The sequence below is a fragment of the Streptomyces sp. NPDC102467 genome (genome assembly GCF_044765445.1).
In the GTDB taxonomy this organism is placed as follows: Bacteria; Actinomycetota; Actinomycetes; order Streptomycetales; family Streptomycetaceae; genus Streptomyces.
Window position 1 is genome coordinate 161,392 of sequence record NZ_JBIWKA010000019.1, and the last position, 23,380, is coordinate 184,771.

General features: G+C 69.3%; 22 protein-coding genes and 1 tRNA gene. 12 read left to right on the plus strand and 11 right to left on the minus strand.

All coding sequences use genetic code 11. The features are described 5' to 3' along the window. The first annotated feature begins 47 nt into the window (after nucleotides 1–47). Together ACIREE_RS34480 and ACIREE_RS34485 are read left to right on the plus strand one after the other, a co-directional pair. Nucleotides 48–407, plus strand: a complete 360-nt coding sequence (locus ACIREE_RS34480) for an MmcQ/YjbR family DNA-binding protein (RefSeq protein ID WP_404161249.1) — start codon at nucleotides 48–50, stop codon at nucleotides 405–407. Nucleotides 408–632: 225 nt separating this feature from the next. Then, nucleotides 633–1,880, plus strand: coding sequence for an MFS transporter (locus tag ACIREE_RS34485; protein ID WP_404161374.1), 1,248 nt, complete (start codon nucleotides 633–635; stop codon nucleotides 1,878–1,880). Nucleotides 1,881–2,225: 345 nt separating this feature from the next. Here ACIREE_RS34485 and ACIREE_RS34490 read toward each other — a convergent pair whose 3' ends face one another. Together ACIREE_RS34490 and ACIREE_RS34495 are read right to left on the minus strand one after the other, a co-directional pair. Then, on the minus strand, nucleotides 2,226–3,143 hold the full coding sequence (locus tag ACIREE_RS34490) for a transketolase family protein (RefSeq protein WP_404161252.1): 918 nt from the start codon (nucleotides 3,141–3,143) through the stop codon (nucleotides 2,226–2,228). A gap of 54 nt (nucleotides 3,144–3,197) precedes the next feature. Next, on the minus strand, nucleotides 3,198–3,902 hold the full coding sequence (locus tag ACIREE_RS34495) for a transketolase (protein ID WP_404161255.1): 705 nt from the start codon (nucleotides 3,900–3,902) through the stop codon (nucleotides 3,198–3,200). Nucleotides 3,903–4,037: 135 nt separating this feature from the next. Here ACIREE_RS34495 and ACIREE_RS34500 point away from each other — a divergent pair. Together ACIREE_RS34500 and ACIREE_RS34505 are read left to right on the plus strand one after the other, a co-directional pair. After that, a tRNA-Pro gene (locus tag ACIREE_RS34500) sits at nucleotides 4,038–4,111 on the plus strand. A gap of 579 nt (nucleotides 4,112–4,690) precedes the next feature. Then, nucleotides 4,691–4,855, plus strand: coding sequence for a hypothetical protein (locus ACIREE_RS34505; protein ID WP_404161258.1), 165 nt, complete (start codon nucleotides 4,691–4,693; stop codon nucleotides 4,853–4,855). A 156-nt stretch (nucleotides 4,856–5,011) separates the two neighbouring features. On the opposite strand, the gene ACIREE_RS34510 is transcribed toward ACIREE_RS34505, so the two are convergent. Together ACIREE_RS34510 and ACIREE_RS34515 are read right to left on the minus strand one after the other, a co-directional pair. Further along, nucleotides 5,012–6,106 (minus strand): integrase core domain-containing protein, encoded by a 1,095-nt coding sequence (locus tag ACIREE_RS34510; protein ID WP_404161261.1) that lies wholly within the window; start codon nucleotides 6,104–6,106, stop codon nucleotides 5,012–5,014. Between the two features lie 487 nt (nucleotides 6,107–6,593). Then, nucleotides 6,594–7,124, minus strand: a complete 531-nt coding sequence (locus ACIREE_RS34515; protein ID WP_404161264.1) for a MarR family winged helix-turn-helix transcriptional regulator — start codon at nucleotides 7,122–7,124, stop codon at nucleotides 6,594–6,596. A gap of 65 nt (nucleotides 7,125–7,189) precedes the next feature. Here ACIREE_RS34515 and ACIREE_RS34520 point away from each other — a divergent pair, with 65 nt between their 5' ends. The 3 genes from ACIREE_RS34520 (at nucleotide 7,190) to hisC (ending at nucleotide 10,090) form a co-directional block, all read left to right on the plus strand. Continuing rightward, nucleotides 7,190–8,257 (plus strand): amidohydrolase family protein, encoded by a 1,068-nt coding sequence (locus tag ACIREE_RS34520; RefSeq protein WP_404161267.1) that lies wholly within the window; start codon nucleotides 7,190–7,192, stop codon nucleotides 8,255–8,257. After that, nucleotides 8,254–8,847, plus strand: a complete 594-nt coding sequence (locus ACIREE_RS34525) for a nuclear transport factor 2 family protein (protein WP_404161270.1) — start codon at nucleotides 8,254–8,256, stop codon at nucleotides 8,845–8,847. The genes ACIREE_RS34520 and ACIREE_RS34525 overlap by 4 nt, the downstream gene beginning before the upstream one ends. Nucleotides 8,848–8,992: 145 nt before the next feature. Further along, on the plus strand, nucleotides 8,993–10,090 hold the full coding sequence (gene hisC / locus ACIREE_RS34530) for a histidinol-phosphate transaminase (RefSeq protein WP_404161273.1): 1,098 nt from the start codon (nucleotides 8,993–8,995) through the stop codon (nucleotides 10,088–10,090). A gap of 75 nt (nucleotides 10,091–10,165) precedes the next feature. Here hisC and ACIREE_RS34535 read toward each other — a convergent pair whose 3' ends face one another. Continuing rightward, nucleotides 10,166–11,908 carry a CocE/NonD family hydrolase gene (locus tag ACIREE_RS34535; protein WP_404161276.1) on the minus strand — a complete coding sequence of 581 codons (1,743 nt, stop codon included), beginning with the start codon at nucleotides 11,906–11,908 and terminating at the stop codon, nucleotides 10,166–10,168. Nucleotides 11,909–12,114: 206 nt separating this feature from the next. Between ACIREE_RS34535 and ACIREE_RS34540 the strand changes: the two genes are divergently transcribed. Next, nucleotides 12,115–12,765, plus strand: a complete 651-nt coding sequence (locus ACIREE_RS34540) for a TetR/AcrR family transcriptional regulator (protein ID WP_404161278.1) — start codon at nucleotides 12,115–12,117, stop codon at nucleotides 12,763–12,765. Then, nucleotides 12,762–13,829, plus strand: coding sequence for a magnesium and cobalt transport protein CorA (locus ACIREE_RS34545; protein ID WP_404161281.1), 1,068 nt, complete (start codon nucleotides 12,762–12,764; stop codon nucleotides 13,827–13,829). Before ACIREE_RS34540 ends, ACIREE_RS34545 begins: the two co-directional genes overlap by 4 nt. A 53-nt stretch (nucleotides 13,830–13,882) precedes the next feature. Here the strand turns inward: ACIREE_RS34545 and ACIREE_RS34550 are convergent, their stop codons facing one another. Continuing rightward, a complete protein-coding gene (locus ACIREE_RS34550; RefSeq protein ID WP_404161284.1) occupies nucleotides 13,883–14,533 on the minus strand; it encodes a TetR/AcrR family transcriptional regulator in 651 nt (216 codons plus the stop codon). Between the two features lie 117 nt (nucleotides 14,534–14,650). On the opposite strand from ACIREE_RS34550, the gene ACIREE_RS34555 reads away from it, so the two are divergent. From ACIREE_RS34555 to acs, 3 genes are all read left to right on the plus strand, one after another. Beyond that, nucleotides 14,651–15,349: a hypothetical protein gene (locus tag ACIREE_RS34555; RefSeq protein WP_404161287.1), complete on the plus strand. Its 699-nt coding sequence runs from the start codon at nucleotides 14,651–14,653 to the stop codon at nucleotides 15,347–15,349. A gap of 225 nt (nucleotides 15,350–15,574) precedes the next feature. After that, the gene (locus ACIREE_RS34560) at nucleotides 15,575–16,618 is read left to right on the plus strand and encodes a hypothetical protein (RefSeq protein WP_404161290.1); all 1,044 of its coding nucleotides are present in this window, start codon (nucleotides 15,575–15,577) and stop codon (nucleotides 16,616–16,618) included. Between the two features lie 186 nt (nucleotides 16,619–16,804). Then, the gene (gene acs, locus ACIREE_RS34565; RefSeq protein ID WP_404161293.1) at nucleotides 16,805–18,796 is read left to right on the plus strand and encodes an acetate--CoA ligase; all 1,992 of its coding nucleotides are present in this window, start codon (nucleotides 16,805–16,807) and stop codon (nucleotides 18,794–18,796) included. Between the two features lie 11 nt (nucleotides 18,797–18,807). On the opposite strand, the gene ACIREE_RS34570 is transcribed toward acs, so the two are convergent. The 5 genes from ACIREE_RS34570 to ACIREE_RS34590 all read right to left on the minus strand — a co-directional run bounded on the left by ACIREE_RS34570 (nucleotide 18,808) and on the right by ACIREE_RS34590 (nucleotide 23,365). Next, on the minus strand, nucleotides 18,808–19,563 hold the full coding sequence (locus ACIREE_RS34570) for a GntR family transcriptional regulator (RefSeq protein ID WP_404161296.1): 756 nt from the start codon (nucleotides 19,561–19,563) through the stop codon (nucleotides 18,808–18,810). Nucleotides 19,564–19,874: 311 nt separating this feature from the next. Further along, nucleotides 19,875–20,801 (minus strand): fumarylacetoacetate hydrolase family protein, encoded by a 927-nt coding sequence (locus ACIREE_RS34575; RefSeq protein WP_404161299.1) that lies wholly within the window; start codon nucleotides 20,799–20,801, stop codon nucleotides 19,875–19,877. Nucleotides 20,802–20,883: 82 nt separating this feature from the next. Continuing rightward, nucleotides 20,884–22,035: a DUF3500 domain-containing protein gene (locus tag ACIREE_RS34580; RefSeq protein WP_404161301.1), complete on the minus strand. Its 1,152-nt coding sequence runs from the start codon at nucleotides 22,033–22,035 to the stop codon at nucleotides 20,884–20,886. Beyond that, nucleotides 22,032–22,604: an MFS transporter gene (locus ACIREE_RS34585; protein ID WP_404161377.1), complete on the minus strand. Its 573-nt coding sequence runs from the start codon at nucleotides 22,602–22,604 to the stop codon at nucleotides 22,032–22,034. Before ACIREE_RS34585 ends, ACIREE_RS34580 begins: the two co-directional genes overlap by 4 nt. Next, nucleotides 22,511–23,365 carry an MFS transporter gene (locus tag ACIREE_RS34590; protein WP_404161304.1) on the minus strand — a complete coding sequence of 285 codons (855 nt, stop codon included), beginning with the start codon at nucleotides 23,363–23,365 and terminating at the stop codon, nucleotides 22,511–22,513. The genes ACIREE_RS34585 and ACIREE_RS34590 overlap by 94 nt, the downstream gene beginning before the upstream one ends. Nucleotides 23,366–23,380: the final 15 nt, after the last annotated feature.

The following is a 23,380-nucleotide window of genomic DNA, read 5'->3' on the forward strand; positions in this document are numbered from 1 at the left end:
CAGCCCGTCGGACGTGTCTGTCAGTGCCCTTGGCTACGGTTCCTCCCATGCCGGACGCCGAGGATGTACGCGCCATCACCCTGTCCCTGCCGGAGACGACGGAGAAGATCGCCTGGAACATGCCGACCTTCCGGGTCGCGGGGAAGATGTTCGTCACGCTGCCCGAGAAGGAGACGTCGATCGCCGTGCGCTGCCCCAAGGAGGAGCGCGACGAACTCGTCCTGGCCGAGCCGGAGAAGTTCTGGATCGCCGACCACGAGGCGTCCTTCGCCTGGGTCCGCGCCCGGCTCGCCGCGCTCGACGACACGGACGAGCTGCGCGCCGTCCTCACCGACTCCTGGCGCCAGGCGGCACCGCCCCGACTCCTCGACGCACACCCGGAGTTGGGGCTCCCGGCCGCGGGCTGAAACTCCCTGGGGCCCGGCCCGGGGAGCGTGGCATGATCCGCCCGTAGGGGCGGGAGCGGGCCGGGAGGAGTCGGGGCGGGCATGGGCACGGACAGCACGGACAGCACGGGCAGCGGTGGACGGCCGGGGGACGACAGCGGCCCGGCCGCGCCGGAACGGGCCGTGGGGCGTACCGGGTGGCGGCGGCGGGGACGCCGCGACGCCACCCCGCCCCGTTCGGGCGGCATGTGGTCGCGGGACTTCGGACTGTTCTTCACGGCACGGGCCGTCGCCAAGCTCGGCGACACGATGCTGCCCGTGGCGCTGGCCGCGGGACTGCTGCAGTACGGGTACGGCGCGGGCGCGGTAGGCCTCGCGATGGCCGCGTCCGTGGCCTGCTTCGCCGGGCTCGTCATATTCGGCGGGGTCTTCGCGGACCGGTTCAACACCCGGTGGCTGATGATCGGCGCCGACGTCACGCGCCTGATGTCCCAGTCCCTCGCGGCCGTCATGTTCTTCACCGGGCACGTCGTGCTCTGGGAGATCTGCGTCATCGGCGCCGTCAACGGCGCGGCATCGGCGATCTTCCAGCCCGGCGTCGCCAGCACCGTGCCCCGCCTCGCCGACGACGTACAGGCCGCGAACGGCTCGATCCGCGTCGCCGAGTCCGGCTCCCAGCTCGCGGGCCCCGCCGTCGCGGGACTGCTCGTCGCGTTCGCCTCCCCCGGCGTCGTCTTCGCCGCGCACGCCGGAACGTACGCACTGAGCGCGCTCTGCCTCGTCCTCCTGCGCCTGCCCCCGGCACCACCCGACAGCGTGCCCTCCCACCAGGGCTTCCGCCGGGATCTCGGGCAGGGCTGGCGGGAGTTCCGTGCCCGCCAATGGCTGTGGGGCGTCATCGCCGTCTGGTGCGTCCTGATGATCGGCGCGTCGGGCCCGGCCGTCCCGCTCGTCGCCACCCAGGTCACTCTGGAACACGGGCCGCGCGCCTACGGCCTGGTCAACTCGGCACTCGGCGCGGGCACCGTGATCGGCGGCCTGGTCGCGCTGCGCCTGCGCCCTCGCCGCATGCTCCGCGCGGGCTCCTTCGCCCTGTTCGGGTTCGCCCTGTTCCCGGCGGCCGTCGGCGCGGGGCTCGGCGTGCCCGGGATGATGGCGGGCTGCGCGGTGGCCGGCGCCGGCGTGTCGTTCTGGGGAGTGATGTGGGCGACGAGCGTGCAGACACAGGTACCCCGCGACGTCCTCAACCGCATCCACGCGTACGACGTCGCCGGCTCCCTCGCCATGGCACCGGTCGGCCAGGCACTCGCCGGCCCGGCGGCAGGCGCGTTCGGCACCCGGCACGTCCTCCTCACCGGCGGCGTCGTCACCGTAGCCTGCGCGTCCGCCCTGCTCGCGATCCCAGCAATCCGAAACCTCATACGAGCGGACACGCCCCCGCTACGCTCCCTGCCCACGCCGGTGCCGCGGGCGGTGCGCCCGGGGGGTGGCTGATGTGTGCCTGTGGCTGTTTCGGGGGCGGTGTGTCCGGGGGCGCTGATGCGGGCCTGCGCCTATGCCGTCGTCGGCGTGCCCGGGGCGCGCTGATGCGTGCCTGCGGCTGTTCGGCGGGCGGTGCGCCTGAGGGGTGCTGATGCGTGCCCGTGTCGATCTCGTGATCGGCGTGCCCAGGGGGTTGCTGATGCGTGCCTGCGCCTGTTCCGCGGCCGGTGCGCACGGAGGATCGCTGATGCGGCCCCATGCCAGTCGCGGGACCGGCGGGGGCCCGCGACTGGTGTGCCCGGGGGCGGCGGGGGCCCGCGACTGGTGTGCCCGCGGGCGGCTGATGCGGGCCCGCGCCTACCCCGCAGCCGATGCGCCCAAGAATGCATCGATCCGCGCCCGCAGCGTCGCCGCGTCGAGCCCGTGGGCGGCGATGTGCTCCTCCATGAGGCCGTAGCGCCGCAGCTCCCGTCGGCCCACACCGAGCCCGAGTACGCGATGCGGGAGATCGGCGAGCGCGTCGTTGGCGGCGGCCGTCGACGTGCCTGCCAGATACGGCTCGACGAGGACGACATCTGCGGCTTCGCCCTCCCGCACCGCGCGACGCAGTGCCCCGGAGTCGAAAGGCCGCACTGTGGACGCGTACAGCACAGTGATGTCGAGGCCCTCCGTCGCGGCCAGCACGTTGTCGAGCATCGGCCCGACGGCGACGACGACACCACCCCCGCGCCCCTCCCGCACGGTCAGGAAGCGTGTCCCGTCCACGGCGAGCGCCTCCCGGTTGGCCTGCGCGGACAGCCGGACGTACGCGCGCTCATCACCGTTCGCCACGGCGTGCCGCAGCAGCACCTCCGCCTCGTCGGGGTGCCCGGGCACGTGCACGGTCCAGCCGTCGAGCGTGTCGAGCAGGGCCACGTCGCCGGGCGCCATGTGTGTGAAGCCGCCGGCCGACACGTCGTACGACCCGGCGGCGCTCACCAGGACCCCGCCCACGTCCTGATGCCCGAAATCCAGCTTGACCTGCTCGAAGGGCCGCTCCACGAGGAAGCTGGCGAAGGTGTGCATGACGGGTCGCAGCCCAGCGAGCGCGAGCCCCGCGCCGACCCCGACAAGCAGCTGCTCCCTGATCCCTACGTTGATCACCCGGTGCGGATGGCGGCGCGCGGCCTGGGCGAACGGTGCCAGACCGATCTCGGCGAGCACGACGGCCACGCGGGGATCCTCATCGAGCAGCCGGGAGACGACGGGGGCGAAACGGTCACGCATGGTGTCCATGACGGAGTTCCTTCCGAACGGTGCACAAGTATTGGGAAAGGGGGACCGTGACGCTCACGCGAACTTCGGCTCGACCCGGGCAACAACCACGTGCGGCCGCCCCGGATGCGGCGAGCTGAACGCCTCGTAGAGCGCGGCGTGATCCCGGCCGTCCACGGTCAGCGTCGACCAGCCGGCCGCTTCGAACCGGGCCGCGATACCGCCCGCCCTGCCGTACGTGGCGGACAGGTTGTCGATCACGACGGCGTGCAGCCGCTCGACACCGGCGGCTCCGGCGAAGGCGATGGCCTCGTGATTGCTGCCCTCGTCCAGTTCGGCATCGCCGACCAGGACCCAGACGGCGGGCTCATCGAGCCCCTGGGCACGCAGGCCGAGCGCCGTCCCCACCGCGATCGGCAGCCCGTGCCCGAGCGACCCGCTGCCGATCTCCGCGCCGGGCACGAGAACCCGGTCGGGATGGTGCCCGAGCCGCGACTCGTACTCCCCGAACCCGGCCAGCCACTCGACCGGCACGAACCCCTTCGCGGCGAGCACCGCGTAGTACGCCATCGGCCCGTGCCCCTTGGAGAGCAGAAACCGATCACGCCCCGGCTCCCCGACGGCGCCCGGCTCGACCCGCAGCACCTTGTCATAGAGCACCCACAGCACGTCGAGGGTGGAGGTGGCGGCGGGCCCGTGCTTCTCGTCCCCGGTCATCGCGCTCATCAGACGGGTCAGGTCCGTATAGCCGTACGCGCGTCGCCGCGCTGTCGTCGTCATAACAGGCAGCGTGCAACCTCGACCTTGCTTGAGGTCAAGAGCTCCCACGACCGAAAGAGATGCGCGACCACTGCCCCAAGTGCGGTATGGTTTCCGTGCACGTTCGGCCAGGGGAAACCCCAGGTCAGCGAGTATCGGGACGTGGCGCAGCTTGGTAGCGCACTTGACTGGGGGTCAAGGGGTCGCAGGTTCAAATCCTGTCGTCCCGACATTTTATGTCGGTTGCTGTATGTAGTTTCCGCAGCTCAAGGGTCATCTTCGGATGGCCCTTTTTGCGTGTCCACGACAGGGATCGGGGAGCAGCAGGGAGCACAGGGAGCAGGGTTTTGCTCCCCGTGCTCCCTGATGGTCGCGATCGTCAACATGGCTTGACGGTCAATCCCTCGGGCGGGTGGAAATTGGTGAGCCGGATTGCCCGGGGCGTCGCGGAAAAACGGGCTTCGGGAGCACGGTGGTCAAGTGCTCACCTGCTCCCTGGTGTTTTTTCAAAGGGGGTCGTCGAGGCGCGAGCACTTGACCGATTTCGGTGACCCCTTGTCACGAGAGTCATGTGTACTGCATCGAGGTGTTGAACGAGTGCGGGTCTCGCGGTGCAGGTGGGAGCGGGTGGCGAGGGGTCGGTCTGACAACTTGACTGTGGGGAGGCGCCGTTCTGCGCGGTTGACGGAAGTTTGGGTACACCCGAAGCGGTAACCGTGGGTAGTCTCGGCGGCCGGCTCGACACGAGTGCGGTGGATCGCTGCGCCAAGGGGCACACCCTCGAGGACTCGGTGGCGAGGAAACGAGCCATGGACCGACGGGCCCCCAACTACGCGTCTGGTATGCGGAATTCCAAGGCGTTCAAGGGCGCCGTCGCGCAGACTCTGGCCGCGCTCGCCCATCGCGGTGTCACGCTCGCTCCGGCCACCGTCGAAGATTTTGTTGAGGACCGGATCGCCGCGGTTGCGGCGTAACTTGGTATTCAAGTCAGCTCCGCCTGGCGGTACTTCGATCCTGAGGTAGCGGCCGACCGGCTCGCGGCGAGTGCACAGGACTGGGTGGGCAATGCGCCGATGCTTCCGCTGGGCAATCCGGAGCTGTGCCCCTGCCGAAAACTCCATCCGTGCAGTTCAGGAGGCATGTTGGTATTCGTGTAGGACTCCGCCGAGGCGGTCTCTTCGGCGTACGTTCAGGCTTGCGATCTGTGCGTGGGGAAGCGGGTCGGGGACGGCGCACAGGGGCGCTGCCTGATCTTTTGCTTGGTGGGGCCGGTGGGTGTTGTAGTGCAGTTCGAACTGGCGGAGCGCGTGGCGTAGATGGCGCTCATTCCAGATAAGGGTGCGGTCCAGCAGTTCGTGGCGACAGGTCTGTACCCACCGCTCCATGAAGGCGTTCATGCGCGGCACCCGGACGCCCGTGAGTACGACCCGGATGCCGGCGTCGGCCAGGATCTGGTCGAAGAGGACAGGGTATTTCGTGTCCCGGTCCCGGATCAGGTACCGGACGGCGACGTTGGCGTCTGCCAGGTCCATCGTCAAGTTGCGGGCGGCCTGGGTGACCCAGGCCGTGGTGGGATGTGCGGTGACGCCGAGGATGCGGACGCGTCGGGTGGCGTGTTCGATGGCCGCGAGGATGTACTGGCGGTGTCCAGTGAGGGTGATGGTTTCGATGAAGTCGCAGGCCAGGAGAGCGTCGGCCTGAGAGCGTAGGAAGTCGGCCCAGGTGGTGGCGGCCCGGTCGGGCGCGGGGTCGATGCCCTCGGCGGTGAGGATTTCCCAGACGGTGGAGGCGGCGATCTGGATGCCGAGGGTGGCGAGTTCGCCCTGCACTCTGCGGTAGCCCCAGGAGGGGTTCTCGCGGACCAGGCGCAGGATCAGCGTGCGGATCGAGCGGACTGTGGGCGGTCGACCCGGCTTCGTCGGCCGGCAGGTGCGGGCGTGGCGCTGCTTCATCAGGTCGCGGTGCCAGCACAGCAGGGTGTCGGGCCGGACCAGTAACCGGATTCGGCGCATGGCCTGGCGGGGCAGGGACGCCAGTAGAGCGGCGAGGAGCGCCCGGTCCGCGGGAGTGAACTTGATCCGGTCCGTACCGAGTTGTCGTTCCAGGACGGTGATCTGGTGGCGCAGGGCGAGGATTTCCGCGTCCTTGTCGCGGTCGCTCAGTGGCAGCAGTCGCAGCGCCGCGAACGTGTTGGTGATGGTCAGGTAGGCGAGACGAAGCAGCACGAGTGCTCATCCTGCCGCATCGTCGAAGACGCTCATGAGCTGCGCGGATGAAATTATCGGCAGGCGCAGGGCCGGGTCGGTGGACGGCCGGTGCCTCGGCTTTTGTAGGTCCAGCGGCGTTTGACCAGGTCGGAGTGCCAGCGCAGCAGCGTGCCCGGGGTGACGAACAGATGCCCTCGAAGGGCCTTGGGTAGTAACCGGGCCAGTGCTGCGATCGCTGCCCGGTCCGCCCATAAGGGTTGTGGTCGTGCGACTTGGCGGCGGAGGACGGAGAGTTGGTGCCGCAGTACGAGGATCTCCGCGTTCTTGGAAGCCTCCGATCGCGCAAGCAACGCCATCCATCCCAAGATCTTCAGGAAGACCAAGTACAGCAGTCGCAGAGCCATGCCTCAGGATCTCGCCCTTCCTGGCCTTGACCACAAGGCCAGGTCAGCAGGGACAGTCGAGCTCCGGGCGCCCACAGGATCTGGCGCCACCGGGCGGACGTTCAGCGACTTCCCGATGTGGGCTCATGAGTCTCCGGGATGTGTTGCATCGGGAGGGTGGCGGGCGGAGCGTCGTCAATAGTGCCGAGAACCGACTGCAGTTGTTGCAGGGTGCCTTTCAGCGTTGCGGTGGGCACCGCGGACAGAGCGCCGTGGAGTGCGGCGGTCGCCGCGGTGGTGATGGCCTTCGCGGCGGTGACTCCCTCAGGCGTAAGGCGAACGTTGTGGCTTCGCCCGTCCTGGGGGTCGGGGACGCGCGACACGAGGTCGCGGGTCTCGAGCCGACGCAGGACGTTGCTCAGCCCGCCGGTAGTCAGCAGGAGACGCGTGGCCAGTTCCTTGGGTCGGAGCTGGTAGGGCTCGCCGACGGAACGCAACGCGCCGAGTACGTCGAGTTCTGCGGCCGTGAGGCCTTGTGCCGCAAGGGCTGGGGCGATGGCCCGCTCGAGCAGGCCCTGCAGACGAACGACATGTTGAGAGAGCGCCAGCGCCAGACGTTCGCCGCTCAAGCCGTTCTCACTGGTGGAGGTCATGATCCGATGATAGCGAATAATGCTTTCGTGATACCTTTCAGAAAAGGTAAATTGAGGAGGTCCTGATGGCGACTGCTACTGCGATCGACGATGTCCGCGTCTTTACGGGTGACGGCCTGACGCAATCCCGGCGGGTGTACGTCGAGGGCGAGAAAATCGTCGCCGACGGAACCCCGGACGTGGTGGTGGACGGTGCGGGCAAGGTGCTGCTGCCGGGTCTGATCGACTCGCACATCCACACGCTGGGGCGGGACGACCTGGCGAACCTGGCGCAATCGGGTGTCACCACCGGCCTGGACATGGCGGCGTGGCCGCTCCCGTTCGTGACCGAGATGCGTGGACAGGCAGGCGTGGCGGCAATCCTCAGCGCGACGACTCCCGCGGTCGGGCCCGGCGGCAACCACGCCAAGATGCCCGGCTTCCCCGCGGACGGCATCGTCACGACCCCGCGGGAGGCGCACGCCTTCGTCGAGCGGCGGATCGCCGACGGCGCCGACTACATCAAGATCGTCACGGAGGCCGCGCCGCCGGAGGGCATGGACCGGACGACCGTGAAGGCGATCGTCGAGGCGGCGCACGAGCACAATCTCCTCGTCGTGGCGCACTCGATCACCACCGGCGCGTTCCGCGTCGCGGTCGAGGCCGGCGTCGACATCAGTACGCACGCACCCCTGGACGCCGTCCTCGACGACGAGACCGTCGCGCGGATGCGGGACGCCGGGATGGTGTCCTCGCCCACCCTGACGATGATGAGGGGCATCGCGGGCGTCCGGGCCGGGGCAGGGCTCAAGTACGAGTACGCCCGGGACACGGTGACCAAGTTCCACGAGGCCGGTATCCGGCTGCTGGTCGGCACCGACGCGAACTCCGCGCCCGGCGTCCCCTTCGCCCCCCGGCACGGCACGTCCTTCCACGACGAGCTGGAGCTGTTGGTCGAGGCCGGGCTCACGCCCGTCGAGGCACTGCGCGGTGCCACGACCCTCACCGCGCGCACGTTCGCACTCGACGACCGCGGCGTGATCGAACCGGGCCGACGCGCCGACCTGGTCCTCGTCGACGGTGACCCGACCACCGGCATCACCGCGACGCGCGACATCGCCGGTGTCTGGATCGCCGGGGAGCGTGTCCGATGAGCAAGAGCAACGCTGTCAGCCGGATCGAACAGGCCATCCTTCACGAACGGCAGGGCCGCGATCGAGGCTGGTGGGCCCAGATGGGCGCCTCCTTCGCCGCCGACTCGTCCGTGAGCCTGTCCTGGTACACCGGTGACGGGCCCGGCTTCGTGGCGGCCTCGGAACGCATGAGCGCTCAGGGGGACACGGCCGTGCACCGGCTCTCCCCACCCGTCGTCCATGTCCGGAACGACCGTGCCATCGCGGAAGTGTCGTGCGGCGTGGAGTTCCAGATCCGGCTCAAGGGCGTTCCGGCGCACCTGGTCTCGTACACGCGGCTGAACTACCGGCTCATCGAGCGCGACGACCGCTGGCAGGTCCGGCGCATGGACGCGATCTACGAACGGGACACCCTCACCCCGGCGTGCCCCGGCGACACCGTGGACGTCAGCAGCTCCGACGTAGCAGGGCTCAGGACCAGCTACGCGCTCCTGACCCACTACCTGCGCAGCAAGGGATACACGATCGGCGAGGACCTCCTCGGTGACGATCGCCCCGGTGAGGTGCAGGCGTTCTATGACGGTCTGCTTGAATGGCTGAACGCTGCTTGAGCGAGGGCGTCTCTGACGGAATTCGCAGGATTCGCGGTTTCGCGGGATTCACGGGGCCGGTGGGCCTGGCCGCAGCGCCAACCGCCAGCCCCCGATTTGATTATCACTGGGAAGTCGGCCGGTAAGGCCGGTGAACGGACGCACCATGAGTACGACAAGCAAGGACATGGCAGTGACAGACTACGGCAGGGGATCGTCACCGCGGCTGCGCACTTCGCTGGACGCGATCCCGGTCTACGTGCCCGGCAAAACGGCCGCGTCCGGCTGGAAGCTGTCCTCCAACGAGAACCCCTACCCCCCGCTCGCAGGCGTGCTGGAGGCCGTGACCGTCGCCGCCGCGCAGATGCACCGCTACCCGGATCTGCACAGCACCGAGCTGACGCACCGGCTGGCGGAACACCTCTCGGTCCCCGCCGCGCACATCGCCCTGGGCACGGGCTCCAGCGGGCTGCTGCAGCAGCTGATGCAGATCACCGTCGACCCGGGCGGCGAAGTCGTCTACGCCTGGCGGTCCTTCGAGTCCTACCCCATCGTCACCCGCCTGTTCGGCGCCCGTCCCGTAGAGGTGCCCCTCACCGGGGGCGAGGCACACGACCTCGACGCGATGGCACAGGCGGTCACCGACCGGACCCGGCTGGTGTTCGTGTGCACGCCCAACAACCCCACCGGCAGGGCTCTGCACCGGGACGAACTGGAACGGTTCCTGGACCGCCTGCCGGTCGACGTGCTGGTCGTCCTGGACGAGGCGTACGTGGAGTTCAACACCGATCCCCACTGTGCCGACGGCGTGGAGCTGTACCGGGACCGGCCGAACGTCGTGGTCCTGCGGACCTTCTCCAAGGCCTACGGTCTGGCTGGGCTACGGGTCGGATACGCCGTCGCCCACGCACCGGTCGCCGAGGCGCTGCGCAAGACCGCCGTACCCTTCGGCGTCTCCGCCACCGCCCAGAGCGCCGCGATCGCTTCTCTCGACCGGCAGGCCGAGCTGATGGAACGCGTCGACGAGCTCGTCACCGAACGGGAACGCGTCCACAAGGCACTACTGGAACAGGGTTGGACCGTGCCCGACAGTCAGGCCAACTTCGTCTGGCTCCGCCTCGGCGAACAGACCACCGCCTTCGTCGACCACTGCCGTGACGCCGGAGTGATCGTGCGGCCCTACGGCCAGGACGGCGTACGGATCACCATCGGCGAACGACAGGCCAACGACGCCCTGGTGGTCGCGGCCGGTCACTTCCGCTGACTCCGTCCGGGCCGCAGGCGTATGAGTCGGCCGGTCCGCCCCGGCCTCGGGCGAGGGCGGGGCGGACCGCCCGGGTCACGCGTGCTTGACCGGAAGCTGCAGGTACGACGCGCGGTCGCCGCCGGTGTGGATGATGTGCCGACCGCTGTTGGCCGGCGCGTACTCGCGGATTCCGGGCATCATCGTGCCCAGGAGCGACCGGCCGCTGACGACGAGGCGCAACTGTTCGCCCGGGTGGAAGGTGAGGCCGACAGGGAGCAGGTCGATCTCGACGTCGACGACCTCGCCGGGTGCGAGCTTCTCGACCCTGTCGAAGGTGTGGGCGGGGACGTCGTCGGTGGCCAGGGCCTTGTTCAGGTGGCGCATCGAGACGCGCAGACGCCCGTCGGAGCCCTTGTACCGCAGGATCGAGGCGCCTCGTTCTGTGACGTCCTGGATCAGCGCGCCCTGGTTGAGAACGGTGAACGCCTGCAGCGGTGTGCCGTACGCGTCGAGCTTCTGGACGAGGACGAAGAGGTCCATGTCGTCCGAGCCGTCCGCCTCGACCCACAGGTGGGCCTTCGGGTACCCGACCAGCGTGGTCTCCTCGTCGAAGCGCGTCACGAACGACACCGTGTCCGGGTTGGACGCGACGGCGTACCCCGCCGTCGCCTCGACGTCGGGCGTTGTCGTCCCCAGGGTCCGGGTGCGTCCGTCGAGGTAGTACTTCGTCGACGTGACGTCGGTCGGCGGGAACTGGTCAGCCGGGACGTTGATCCGGTCGCCGCCCTGGAGGTCGAGGAGGGAGTAGCGCACGCGGGGCGTCTGCTCCCACCCGTTGTCCGCACCCTTGAGGACGTGGTCGAAGAACCGGCGCAGGTCCTCGACGTTGGCCTCGTCGTAGTAGTCGGGCCATTCCTGGCTGTTGTGGACGCGCAGCCACTTGTCTTCGGACTCCATCCGGCGCCAGGCGCGGAACGTACCCGCGGTGTGCAGGGTGTTGGAGTAGCTGGCGACGACGTACGCGGGCACGGTGATGTTCTCGAACTGCGGGATCTTGTTCTCCCACAGACCGTCCATCAGCGGGTGGTGCTCGGCCTCGGTGAGGATGTCCTCCTTCTGGCCCTTGCCGAAGTAGCTGTTGTCCTGGAGCTGCCGGGCGAAGCCGGTGTCGGGCATGCCGCCGCGCAGCACCAGGTCGCGGTAGACGTCGCTGACGCCCTCCCACGGGTTGATCGCCGCCAGGTGCGGCGGCTGCTCGGCCGCCGTGAACCACTGGGAGACCGCGAGGTACGAGGTTCCGCTCATCGCGACCTTGCCGGTGCACCAGTCCTGGACGCCCAGCCACTCGACCAGGTCGTAGCAGTCCCGGCCCTCCTGCCGGTCCCATAGGACGCTGTCGCCCTCGGAGTTGGCCACGCCCCGGATGTCCGGGTTGCAGATCGCGTAGCCCTGCGCGCACCAGTACGCCGGGTCCGGGCCCTCGAACTTCTCCAGGCCCGAGACGATGCCGTTGTCGAGGCCGACCATCCCGAAGATGCCCATCACGCTGGCGGACGAGCCCTGGCCCTTGCCGTACGGGCTCCACGCCACGATAACCGGCACCCTCTCCGTCCCGGCGGGGCGGAAGACATCCACATAGATCGTGACGCCGTCGCGAAGTGTGACCGGCACATCCTTGTCGAGGACGATGTCGACAGGCAGCGGCTTGAACGGCGGCGCGATCCGAAAGCCCGCTTCCAGTGTCCGGGTCCCGGGTTCGAAGTCGCTCAGAATCCCGTACCGGGCGCCCGGCTCCAGCGGGTGGGAGGGCGTGAATACCTTCTGGACATCACTCATGGTGCGCTCCTCGCGTCTCTCCGTACGGGGTCGGCGTCTCTGCGTACGAGGTCGGGCCCCTCTGCGTACGAGGTCGGGCCCCTCTCCGTACGAGGCCGGACCACTCTCCGTACGGGGTCGGGCTCTGCCGACATTTCGAGCGTAGGCCCGCCACGAAAGAAACTCAACCGCTGTTGAGTTCCTTGACGTGGAGGTAATTTTGGGGCATGACCGCGCACACGAGTCCCGACACCGCCGCCCGCCGCGGACGCCGGCCGGGAACGAACACGACCCGACAGGCAATCCTCACCGCGGCCCGCGCCCGCTTCGCGGCCGACGGCTTCACCGGGACCACGATCCGGCGGGTCGCGGCCGACGCCGGGGTGGACGCGTCGCTGGTGATGCAGTTCTTCCGGTCGAAGAACGAGCTGTTCGCCGCCGTCATGTCCGTTCCCGCGGACGCGTTGACGCGCTTCAGTGCCGCGTTCGAGGGGGTGGACGACGGCCTCGGCGAACGCGTCGTCCGAGCCTTCCTCGACGTGTGGGAAGGGGACGCCCGGACATCGGAGCCGCTCATGGCGATGCTCCGGGGCGCCATCGTCAACGATCAGGCGAACGAGCAGCTACGCGATTTCCTCCAGGAACGGCTGCTGGTCGCCGCTGTCCCCTCACGCGCCGCCGCCGACGGCGACGCGATGCTCCGCGCGGGGATCGTGTCGTCGATGCTCGTCGGCCTTGTGGTGGGACGAGGCGTCGTCGGTGTCCCCACGCTCACCGGGGCGGAGCGTGGGAAGCTGATCATGCTCGTCGGGCCCGCCGTGCAGACCGTGCTGGTCCCGGCGCCTCCGGCCACCGACGACGAGGGGACGGGCCCATGACGGCGATCGACGGCCGCATCTACGTCGAAGGGCGCCGCGCCGCGTGCCCGCCACGCCTGCGGGATGCCGCCGACGAACTGGAGCGCTCGGGGGGAGTGGCCTGGATCGGACTGATGGACCCCGGCCCGGACGAACTCGAGACCGCCGCGGCCCGGTTCGGGCTGCACCCCTTGGCCGTCGAGGACGCGCACAAGGGGCATCAGCGCGCGAAGCTCGAGCGGTACGGCGACACGATGTTCGTCGTGCTGCGCCCCGCCTCCTACGACGATCGGCGCGAGAGCGTCGACATCGGTGAGGTTCACCTGTTCGTCGGGCCGCAGTTCGTCATCACCGTCCGGCACGACGGGGTGCCGGACCTTTCGGCGGCCCGCGACGCCTTGGAGGCGGAGCCGCAGTTCCTCGGCATGGGGCCCGAGGCGATGCTGACGGCGTTCCTCGATGTCATCGTCGATGGCTACGCGCCCGTCGTCGCCGGGCTGATGAACGACATCGACGAGGTCGAGGACAGCCTGTTCGGCAAGGGGAACGCGGATCCTGCGCTGTCGGAGCGGATCTACCGGCTGCTCGACCAGGTGATCGTCCTCCAGCGCGCGGTCGGCCCCCTCCCGGACATGGTGCGGGGGCTGCTCCGCGGCGCCGACCGGTATGGCACGGGCGACGAGGTGCAGAACCGGCTGCGCAACGTGCTCGACCACACGATCCGGGTGACGGAACGCGTCGACGGGGCCAGGTCCCTGCTCGAGAACGGGCTGACCGTCCACTCCACGCTGGTGACGATGGATCAGAACGAGGCCATGCAACGCATGTCGAGCGCCAGCCTCGCCCAGGGCGAGGAGAGCCGCCGCCTCGCGGAGGAGACCATCGAGCAGGGCGAGCAGGTGAAGAAGGTCTCGTCGTGGGCGGCGATCCTGTTCACCCCGACGCTCATCGCCTCCATCTACGGCATGAACTTCGATCACATGCCGGAGCTGCACTGGACGTGGGGATACCCTCTCGCCGTCGCGTTGATGATCGGCTTCGGCGTCGGCCTCTGGGGCGTCTTCAAATGGCGCCGCTGGCTTTGAGGGACTGCCGGCGACTGGACGACTGTGCGAAACGCGCGGCGGGCGCGGGCGGTTCAGGTGCGGGCGGGGCCCCGGCGGTCGGGCGTGAGCAGGTAGGCGATGGCCATGTCGCTGAGTTCGTCCGCGTACCGGCGTTGAGCCGCCTCGCCGGACGCCGGGTCGGGGCGTACGGAGTTGTGGAAACAGGCACCGAGGACGGCGCGGGCCGCGGTGTCCAGTGCCCCCTGCGGGTCGGAGCGCCGGATCTCGTCCGCGTAGGGAGCCGCTGCTTCGAGCAGGAGCCGGTGGATCTCGGTGATGGTGCGGGCCCCGCGGTCCGAGGGCTTGGCGCCTCGCATGCGCAGCAGTTCGGGGAAGAGGTTGCTGCTGTCGGCGAAGGACTGGAGCAGTGCGTGCGCGTAGGCGTCCATGATGCCGGAGAGTGACGGCTCGGCCTTGCTGAGCTGCTCGGCCACGTATTCCTCGCGCCGGTCCAGCATCCGCTCCGTGAGCGCGTTTATGAGCTGCTCTTTGTCCTCGAAGCGGCGGTAGATCGTGCCGACCGAGACGCGGGCGCGTTCCGCGACGCCGGCGATCGTCATCTCGTCCAGGCCTGCCGATGCGGCGATCTCCTCGGCCGCCTGCAGGACGCGAGCCAGTGTCGCGGCGCTGCGCGCCTGCTGAGGCTCCCGGTACGGAGCCGGGCGATCTGGTGCGTCGGTCATGTCCCGCATCGTATCGGCGGCGGTCTCAGTCGGAATGTTTGACAAGTGGTGCACCTCTCTGCGTACTCTCATAACGCGAATGTGAATTTACATTCGCATCATACTGGAGGTTCGACCATGACCGACAAGCAGACTTCCCCGGCAGTGACCGTGACGCTGGAGTCGGGGCCCGCCGGCTCCGGGAGCATCGACGACTTCGAGCTGTTCTACGCCCGCCGCGCGCTGGACCGCTTCAGGACGCTTCTGGGCCGCCAGGGCCTGCTGGATCTGCTGGCCGCGGACATCGAGGAGGGCAACGCCTTCCTGCGGGAGTCTGCACGCACCTCCGAGGGTGAGTTCCACGCCGGTACGACTGTGCTCACGGCACGTGGCCTGACCTCGGCCGAGTTCCTGGCCTGGATGGACGGGGCCTTCGCGGGTGACGACGCGCGCCCGCTTCTGGCGGCGCACCCCGAGCACTACGTGATGGGCACCGACGACATCGGGGCGCGCGTGGTGGAGAACATCGGCTCCCACGTCTGCTCCTTCTACATGGGCGGCTGGGGCACGGCCGCGATGGCCTGGGCCGAGGACGCGGCCGAACTCCTCCCGGAGTCGGATTTTCCGCGCAAGATGTCCTCCAATCTCTTCCTGGAGGACGGCACCGTCGTCGGGCGGGCGCTGATCCAGTTCGGCGACACCGCCGACGGTTTCACCGCGAACCTGACCGTCTACTTCCCCACGTCCTGCCCGAAGGACGTCCTGGATCACCACCTGCGGCACTACGCCGTCGAGTTCAGGAACTGGATCGTCGCCGCGGCGGCGGACCACTCCTGATCGATACGGGTGACGCCCGTCGCCGGTCGACGTCGCCGGCCGGACGCCGGGCGGCGACGGCCTCGGCGGGGTCGTAGCCGCCAGGCACGTCCGGGCGATGGGCGTCGGCGATCCGGCGTACGCGGCCTTCGGCGCTCAGCGTCAGGCCGATCTTCTCCACCACCGCAGTCCGTAAGGGGCTCCGCCCCCTCCAACGGGCGGTGCCCAGCAGAGAAAGACCCCACCATGTCGCACCACGCCACCCCGCCCGGTACGGGACGCAAGCTGACCCTGGTCGTCCTCGGCCTTGCGGGCCTCATCGCCGCGATGCTGTGTGCCTTCGCGCTGCCCTCGCTGCACAGCGGCCCGCACCATGTACCGATAGGCGTCACCGGGCCTGGGCAGACAGCTGAGGCGGTCAAGGAGAAAGTCGACGGACCCGAGTGGGACGTCCGTCTCTACAAGACCCCCGATGCCGTCGAAACGGCCGTCAAGGCGGGGGACATCTCGGGCGGACTCGCGATCACGGCTCAGAGTGTCGACGTCTACACCGCCACCGCTGGTGGCCCCTCGGCCACTAGCGCCCTCACCGCGTTGGGCGACGGCGTGGCCGAACAGAACAAGACGCAGGCCAGTGTCCACGACGTGGTGCCGTTCACCGACGAGGACCCCCGGGGCGCGGGGCTGACCTCGGCACTGATGCCCATGATCTTCGGCGGGATCTTCCCCGCCCTGATCCTCGGCAACGTCTTCCCCGGCCATCGTGGGCTGCGGGTCCGTCTGGCTGGAGCGCTGATCTTCTCCGCCGTGGCGGGGGCGGCGGTCGCCGCGGTCCTCCAGTTCGGCACGCACTCGATCGACGGCAGCTACGGGCTCACCGCGCTCGGGGTCATGCTCGGCATGGCGGCTCTGTCCACGATCCTCCTCGGCCTCCAAGCCCGGTTCGGCATGGTGGGCTTCGCCTTCGGCGGTGCTCTCATGATGCTGCTCGGCAACCCCCTCTCGGGCCTGGCCACCGGTCCGCACTGGCTTCCCGACGGATGGGCCACAGTCGGCCAACTGCTGCCTCCGGGGGCCTCGGGCAGCCTTCTGCGGGCCAATGCCTTCTTCGACGGAGCGGGTGGCGGTCTGCCCGGCCTGGTCCTGATGGTCTGGGTCGTCATCGGGGTGGGTCTCGCCCTGCTCGCGGACCGGCGCGGGAGGCGTTCCACGGGCCCCCGCTCCAAGGTGGTCGCCGCGTCCGCAGCTGTGGACGCCTCACACTCCGAACTCGCCACGTCCCGAGAGTGAACGTCGCCTGCGTTCCAACAGGGCGGCGGAGTCTTTCGGGAATGGCCCGGCCTGGCCGGCGCCCCCTGTCTTCGACTGCCTGAAAGACAAATCGACCAGAGTGTTACGCGCGGGACAGCGCCGTGGGGCCAGGTGCCCCGGGCGTAGAGGCTCCTCGTGCGCCACGACTCAAGGAAGAGAGTGGACATGTCTGCAGTACGCAACGGTGGAGCAGCCGACGGCGGTGCCCCGCTCGTCGGCCTTCTGGAGGAGGAGCGAAGGTTCGCGCCGCCGGCCGACCTGGCGGCCAACGCCAACGTCACCGCGGAGGCGTATGAACAGGCCAAGGCTGATCGGCTCGGCTTCTGGGCCGAGCAGGCCCGCCGGCTGACCTGGAGCACCGAGCCGACCGAGACACTCGACTGGTCGAACCCGCCGTTCGCGAAGTGGTTCGCCGACGGCAAGCTCAACGTCGCGTACAACTGCGTGGACCGCCATGTGGAGGCCGGGAACGGCGACCGTGTGGCGATCCACTTCGAGGGTGAGCCCGGCGACAGTCGGGCCATCACCTATGCCGAGCTCAAGGACGAGGTCAGCCGCGCCGCCAACGCGTTGACCGAGCTGGGCGTGCGGCAGGGCGACCGCGTCGCCGTCTATCTGCCGATGATCCCCGAGGCCGTCATCGCGATGCTGGCCTGTGCCCGCATCGGCGCCGCGCACTCCGTGGTCTTCGGCGGCTTCTCCGCCGACGCCATCGCCAAGCGCGTGAAGGACGCCGACGCCAAGGTCGTCATCACCTCCGACGGCGGCTACCGCAGGGGCAAGCCCGCCGCCCTCAAACCCGCCGTCGACGACGCCGTCGCGCGCGAGGACAGCTCCGTCGAGCACGTCCTGGTCGTGCGCCGCACCGGCCAGGACGTGGCATGGACCCAGGGCCGCGACGTGTGGTGGCACGAGCTCACCGAGCGCCAGTCCGCCGAGCACACCCCCGAGGCGTTCGACGCCGAGAACCCGCTCTTCATCCTCTACACGTCGGGCACGACGGGTAAGCCCAAGGGCATCCTGCACACCTCCGGCGGCTATCTGACGCAGGCCGCGTATACCCACCACGCCGTCTTCGACCTCAAGCCTTCGAGCGACGTCTACTGGTGCACGGCCGACATCGGCTGGGTCACCGGGCACTCGTACATCACGTACGGCCCGCTGGCGAACGGCGCGACGCAGGTCATGTACGAGGGCACCCCGGACACCCCGCACCAGGGGCGCTTCTGGGAGATCGTCCAGAAGTACGGCGTCACCATCCTCTACACCGCGCCCACGGCGATTCGTACGTTCATGAAGTGGGGCGACGACATCCCCGCGAAGTTCGACCTCAGCAGCCTGCGGGTCCTCGGGTCGGTCGGCGAGCCGATCAACCCCGAGGCGTGGATGTGGTACCGGAAGAACATCGGCGCCGACACCTGCCCGATCGTGGACACCTGGTGGCAGACCGAGACCGGCGCGATGATGATCTCGCCGCTGCCGGGCGTGACCGAGACCAAGCCGGGAAGCGCCCAGCGCGCGCTGCCGGGCATCTCCGCGACCGTCGTCGACGACGAGGCGCGCGAAGTGCCGGACGGCGGGGGCGGCTACCTCGTCCTGACCGAGCCGTGGCCGTCCATGCTGCGGACCATCTGGGGCGACGACCAGCGCTTCCTCGACACGTACTGGTCGCGTTTCGAAGGCCAGTACTTCGCCGGTGACGGCGCCAAGAAGGACGAGGACGGCGACGTCTGGCTGCTGGGCCGCGTGGACGACGTGATGCTCGTGTCCGGGCACAACATCTCCACCACCGAGGTCGAGTCGGCGCTCGTCTCGCACCCGTCGGTCGCCGAGGCGGCGGTCGTGGGCGCGGCGGACGAGACCACCGGACAGGCCATCGTCGCGTTCGTCATCCTGCGGGGCACGGCGAACGCCGATGACGAAGGGCTCGTGGCGGACCTGCGCAACCACGTGGGCGCCGTGCTCGGCCCGATCGCCAAGCCGAAGCGTGTCCTTCCGGTGGCCGAGCTGCCGAAGACACGTTCCGGGAAGATCATGCGGCGCCTGCTCCGTGACGTCGCCGAGAACCGCGAGCTGGGTGACGTCACCACGCTCACGGACTCCTCCGTGATGGACCTGGTCCAGACCAAGCTGCCCGCAGCACCCAGCGAGGACTGACCGAGACGTCGCTACTCGGCGCACGCGCCGGCGAGAGCCTTACGGATGCGGACGGGTTCGTACGCCGGTGAGGCGATGGAGAGGACCACGAGCGCGGTGCGGGCCAGGTGGGTCGCCAGCGCACGGGAGGCGGCCTTCGCGTCACGCGACTGCACCGCCTCGGCGATCGTGTGATGCTGCGTGCTCGTGTCCGCCTGCCACTCGAGAGGGTTCCATGAGACGAACGCCATGCGGTAGCGCGTGGCGTGGTCCGACAGCAGGGCGAGTTCCCGTTCCAGGCGCGGGCCGGACGGGTGCACCAGGGCGCGATGGAACTTCTCGTGCGGGCACTCCCACTGCTCGACGTCACCGGTGCGGGCCTTTTCGTCCATCTCCTGCAGCAAGTCGTCGAGTTGACGCAGGTGGTCCTCGCTCATGCGCGGGACGGCGATCCCGATCGCCAGCGATTCGAGGCTGATCCGCATCGCGTACAACTCATCCAGGTCGTCGTCGCTGAACGCCGCCACCCGGGCGCGGTGCTGTGACTCCTGCTGAACGAAGCCCTCACGTTGCAGGATCCTGAGAGCTTCGCGCAGGGGGCCGCGGCTCACGCCGAGTTGCCGGGCCAGTTCGACCTGCGACAGTGGGTCGCCAGCGCGCAGATCGCCGTGCATGATCGCGCGCCGAAGAGCGTGGTGGGCCCTGCTCATCTCGTCGGGATGGGCCCTGCTCGCGTCGTCGTCGGAGCGGGCGAGCTTGTTCGCCACCTCGGCTGACCGTGCTGTCATCGGCTGCAGGCCTTTCACGCGTCTCCATCTGGCGCTCGGCTGTCCTCGGAACTTCCCGGACGAGTTTTCGGCACAACCGTAGCTGACGCCCGTCGCAAGCCTGCCGACATTTCAGAGCAGGCCGGGAACGGAGCAGGTGGAGTAGACCCCATCGGCCCGGACATCAGTCGTAAACGGCGGTACCTCACACTCTGCGGCTCAGCGGCAAGATGTCAACATTACCCTCATCTCCAGCGCCAGGACATGGCGAGGCCGGCCTGCCTCCTGGCCGTCCGCCCCGCCCCGCCCCGCCCCTCCTCAGCCCCACCGGGTCAATGGCGGCTCAACGGTGTCAGGGCCTCAGGCTGATCAGCATGTGTCCTGCGGCTGCCCGGGAGGGTGTCGTGCCCGGACCGGTGGTCGTTGCCCACCACGGTGTTGCGGACCGTCCCCAGGCGTTCCACCTCGACTTCGACCGTGTCTCCCGGCTGCAGCAGCCGGGGAGGCTTGCGGCTGTAGCCGACGCCCGCCGGTGTGCCGGTCGCGAGGAGGTCGCCGGGGCGCAGGGTCAGAGTGTGCGATATCAGGGACAGTGTGTCCCCGACCGCGTAGATCATCTGGTCGGTGGTGGCGTCCTGCATGGTCTCGCCGTTGACCCGGGTCCGCAGCCGCAGCCCCTGCTTGAGGTCGCCGACCTCGGCGGCGGGCACGAGCGGGCCCAGCGGACCGGACCGGTCCCCGTTCTTGCCGAGGATCCACTGCGAGGTCAGCTTCTGCGCCCGGCGCGACGTCAGGTCGTTGAACGCCGAGTATCCGATGACCGCCGCCTGGGCCTGCTCGGGGGAGGCGTCGACGAGCGGCGCACCGACCCAGGCGACGACCTCGCCCTCCCAGTCCAGGCCCTCCTCGTTGGAGGGCACGGGCACTTCCGTCCCGTCCACGGTCAGGGACTGCGGCCACCGCGCGAACAGCGTCGGGTACGGCGGCAGTTCCTGGTCGCGGAAGCTGCCTTCCGCCGCGTGTGCGAAGTAGTTGAGTCCGATGCAGAAGACGCGCGCGCCCGGGAGGACGGGGGGAACCAGCTCGACCGACGTGGCGGCGAACGTCGGTCCGGCGGGCGGCCGGGAGAGACACCCCGCCGGGTCGGCCCAGAAGTCCGCGAGTGAGGCGATGACGGTGACTTCGTCGTCCTGTTCGGCCATGGCCGCGACCTCCACGCCACAGTCGCCGTGCGCGTGCCTGACACCCACGATTCTCATGAGTTTCCCTTTCCGGTCCACGGGCCCGGCCCGGGACTCTTTTTCGTCGTTGCTGATGCGCCGTCGGCGGCGACCCCGCCCGTCAGGCCGTGTCGTCCGCGGGCGGGCCGCCGTGGTCGTGTTCGAGGTGGTGCTGGATCAACAGGTCGGCGCCGAAGTCGTTGGAGGGGTCGCGCCAGACGCTGTGTACGTGGTTGGCGTCGTCCTCGGCGTTGTCGAACTCGACGAGGGTGACGGGGCCCTGGATCCGGAAGTAGTGCGGCTGCTCGACGGAGGTGCCGCCGGCCCAGGCGAAGTGCAGTTCGTCGACGCCGCCCGCGGCCGCGATGCGGTCCATTTCGTGGCCGACAAGGCCCGGGCGAGCACGCTCGACGAAGTGGGCGAGCAGGTCGTCGAAGTGGGGGCGCTGCGCGGGGGAGAGGTCGCCGGCCCGGATGCCGCGGGGGTGGGCGCGGAAGTACGCCAGGGCCTTGCGATCGTCGTCGGTGATCATCGCGTCGCGGCGGCCGACGCCGTGGTAGGCGGGGTACTCGACGTCGCCGATGGTGGAGACGGTGCGGGTGACGAAGTCCGCCGGCGGCCTGGAGTGGATGACCGCCTGCTGCTTCTGGACGCCTGTGAGGCCGTCGAGCAGGACGAAAGCGGCATCCTCCTCCTCGCCCAGGATGCGGAACGGCCCGAACCGGGCGGGTTCGGCGCCGAGCAGGAACGGGGTGGCGCTGACCAGGTCGCCGTCGACGACGGTGACGTTGACCGACAGGTGGTGTCCGACAAGCCGCCAGCCCCAGGTGCAGTCCGGCTGCGGCTGGCCGAAGAACGTGAGGAAGTAGCCGCGGGCGTCGCGGAAGGTGGCCGCGACATGACCGAACACGGGCAGGTTGAGTTCGCGCAGCAGGTGCTCGTTGGACATCACCTGGACCACGCGGGCGTAGGCCGGGATCGACATCGACTCGGCGATCAGCCGGTGCGCCAACTGCTCCTGGTGGCGGTCGAGTTCGCCGAGCGGCAAGCCGTGCCGGCCGGACTCGGGCAGGAAGTTCCAGTGCGTCCGGCCGGAGTCCTCGTGGGGCAGCAGAACCCGCGCGCGCTGATCGGCGCTCAGGCCGTCGAAAAGACCCATCGCCGCGAACGTGACCACCGTGGCGTCGAACGAACCTCCCGGCCGCGGCCGGTGCGCGTCCGGGAGCTCACCGCCGGGGTGCGGGTGCGGGTGTGGGGGCTGCGTCGCCGTCATGATTCCGTGCCTTTCTTCGTGGGGTGATCCCCGATCATCGCGAGGTTGGGCGTCGGGTGGGGGAGGGGCTGCGGCATGTTCACCTGAGAGGCTCCGTCGTACCGGTACGGGCCGAGGCACAGGAACAGAACGGCGCAGACCACGCAGGCGACGGCCAGTACGAGCATCGCCGGGGTGTAGGAGCCGTAGCTGTCGCGGCTGACGCTCACCAGGGACGTCGCGGCCGCCCCGCCGATCTGGAACACCGCGAACGCGACACCGTAGATCCTGCCGAAGGCCAGGCGCCCGAAGTAGCGGGGGATCAGGTAGCTGAGGACGTCGAACTCGGCGCCGATCAGCAACCCGGCAAGCGCCGCCGCGAGAAGCGCCATCGGTACGTTCGGCCCTGCCGCGAACAGCAGCAGCGAGACGATGCCTCCGACGAGATAGACCGACATGACCTGCGACACCGTGAAGCGGTCCAGCAGCCAACCGGTCACGATCCTGGCCACGATGAGCGCGACCCCGAGTGCGACCGGCACCAGGTTCGCGATGTGCGAGGGAATCCCGGCGTCAAGCAGCAGCGAGATCTGGTGGACGAGGACGCTGGAGCCGATCGTGCCCAGCAGGATGAATGCGGCAAGCATGAGCCAGAACGGCCGCGTTCTCGCCGCGTCCCGCAGCGTGTCGCCGCCGACTCGACGCCGACTCGACGCCCGTCCGCGCGCGGACGGGGCTCGGCCAGCAGGAAGTACGCGACCGGGAACGCGATGAGCGCGACCATGCCGAGCCCGAGGTACGCCGCTCGCCATCCCCACGTTCCGATCAGCACCGTGGTGAGGATCGGAACGAGCACCGTGCCGATCCCGATGCCGGAGTTGGCCACCCCCAGTGCGAGGCCGAGTCTGCGCTCGAACCAGCCCGCGGTGAGACGGAGATACGACACCGGCCACAGACCCAGGCCGCAGAGCGGGATGAGCACCCAGCCCAGGTAGAAGGCGGGCAGGCTGTCGGGCAGGAAGTACATCGCCATCAGGGACAGCGCGAAGAACGGAGAGCTCCAGAGGATCACCCGGCGACCGCCGAACCGGTCGACCAGCAGGCCCTGCACGGGCGAGATGAACACGAGCGTGATGCTGAGGATGGACGAGGCCAGACCGATGGCCGGTATTCCCCAGCCGAACTCGCGGTGGAGCGGTGCGATGAACGCCCCGAACGTCGTGACCGCCAGCACGCTGGGACCGCACGCGAGACCGAGCGTGGACGCCATCGCCGTGCGCCACCCACCTGTCGGCTCGTCGGGCGGTTCCGCGGTTGCCTCGGCGTACGTGACGGAATTCTCCGTTTTCACCTGAAATCCTCCTTG

What these genes read in the sequence shown, in the direction of transcription:
- ACIREE_RS34480 (WP_404161249.1), top strand. Translation starts at nt 48, where the DNA reads ATGCCGGACGCCGAGGATGTACGCGCCATCACCCTGTCCCTGCCGGAG.
- ACIREE_RS34485 (WP_404161374.1), top strand. Translation starts at nt 633, where the DNA reads ATGTGGTCGCGGGACTTCGGACTGTTCTTCACGGCACGGGCCGTCGCC.
- ACIREE_RS34490 (WP_404161252.1), bottom strand. Translation starts at nt 3,143, where the DNA reads ATGGACACCATGCGTGACCGTTTCGCCCCCGTCGTCTCCCGGCTGCTC.
- ACIREE_RS34495 (WP_404161255.1), bottom strand. Translation starts at nt 3,902, where the DNA reads ATGACGACGACAGCGCGGCGACGCGCGTACGGCTATACGGACCTGACC.
- ACIREE_RS34505 (WP_404161258.1), top strand. Translation starts at nt 4,691, where the DNA reads ATGGACCGACGGGCCCCCAACTACGCGTCTGGTATGCGGAATTCCAAG.
- ACIREE_RS34515 (WP_404161264.1), bottom strand. Translation starts at nt 7,124, where the DNA reads ATGACCTCCACCAGTGAGAACGGCTTGAGCGGCGAACGTCTGGCGCTG.
- ACIREE_RS34520 (WP_404161267.1), top strand. Translation starts at nt 7,190, where the DNA reads ATGGCGACTGCTACTGCGATCGACGATGTCCGCGTCTTTACGGGTGAC.
- ACIREE_RS34525 (WP_404161270.1), top strand. Translation starts at nt 8,254, where the DNA reads ATGAGCAAGAGCAACGCTGTCAGCCGGATCGAACAGGCCATCCTTCAC.
- hisC (WP_404161273.1), top strand. Translation starts at nt 8,993, where the DNA reads ATGAGTACGACAAGCAAGGACATGGCAGTGACAGACTACGGCAGGGGA.
- ACIREE_RS34535 (WP_404161276.1), bottom strand. Translation starts at nt 11,908, where the DNA reads ATGAGTGATGTCCAGAAGGTATTCACGCCCTCCCACCCGCTGGAGCCG.
- ACIREE_RS34540 (WP_404161278.1), top strand. Translation starts at nt 12,115, where the DNA reads ATGACCGCGCACACGAGTCCCGACACCGCCGCCCGCCGCGGACGCCGG.
- ACIREE_RS34545 (WP_404161281.1), top strand. Translation starts at nt 12,762, where the DNA reads ATGACGGCGATCGACGGCCGCATCTACGTCGAAGGGCGCCGCGCCGCG.
- ACIREE_RS34550 (WP_404161284.1), bottom strand. Translation starts at nt 14,533, where the DNA reads ATGACCGACGCACCAGATCGCCCGGCTCCGTACCGGGAGCCTCAGCAG.
- ACIREE_RS34555 (WP_404161287.1), top strand. Translation starts at nt 14,651, where the DNA reads ATGACCGACAAGCAGACTTCCCCGGCAGTGACCGTGACGCTGGAGTCG.
- ACIREE_RS34560 (WP_404161290.1), top strand. Translation starts at nt 15,575, where the DNA reads ATGTCGCACCACGCCACCCCGCCCGGTACGGGACGCAAGCTGACCCTG.
- acs (WP_404161293.1), top strand. Translation starts at nt 16,805, where the DNA reads ATGTCTGCAGTACGCAACGGTGGAGCAGCCGACGGCGGTGCCCCGCTC.
- ACIREE_RS34570 (WP_404161296.1), bottom strand. Translation starts at nt 19,563, where the DNA reads ATGACAGCACGGTCAGCCGAGGTGGCGAACAAGCTCGCCCGCTCCGAC.
- ACIREE_RS34575 (WP_404161299.1), bottom strand. Translation starts at nt 20,801, where the DNA reads ATGAGAATCGTGGGTGTCAGGCACGCGCACGGCGACTGTGGCGTGGAG.
- ACIREE_RS34580 (WP_404161301.1), bottom strand. Translation starts at nt 22,035, where the DNA reads ATGACGGCGACGCAGCCCCCACACCCGCACCCGCACCCCGGCGGTGAG.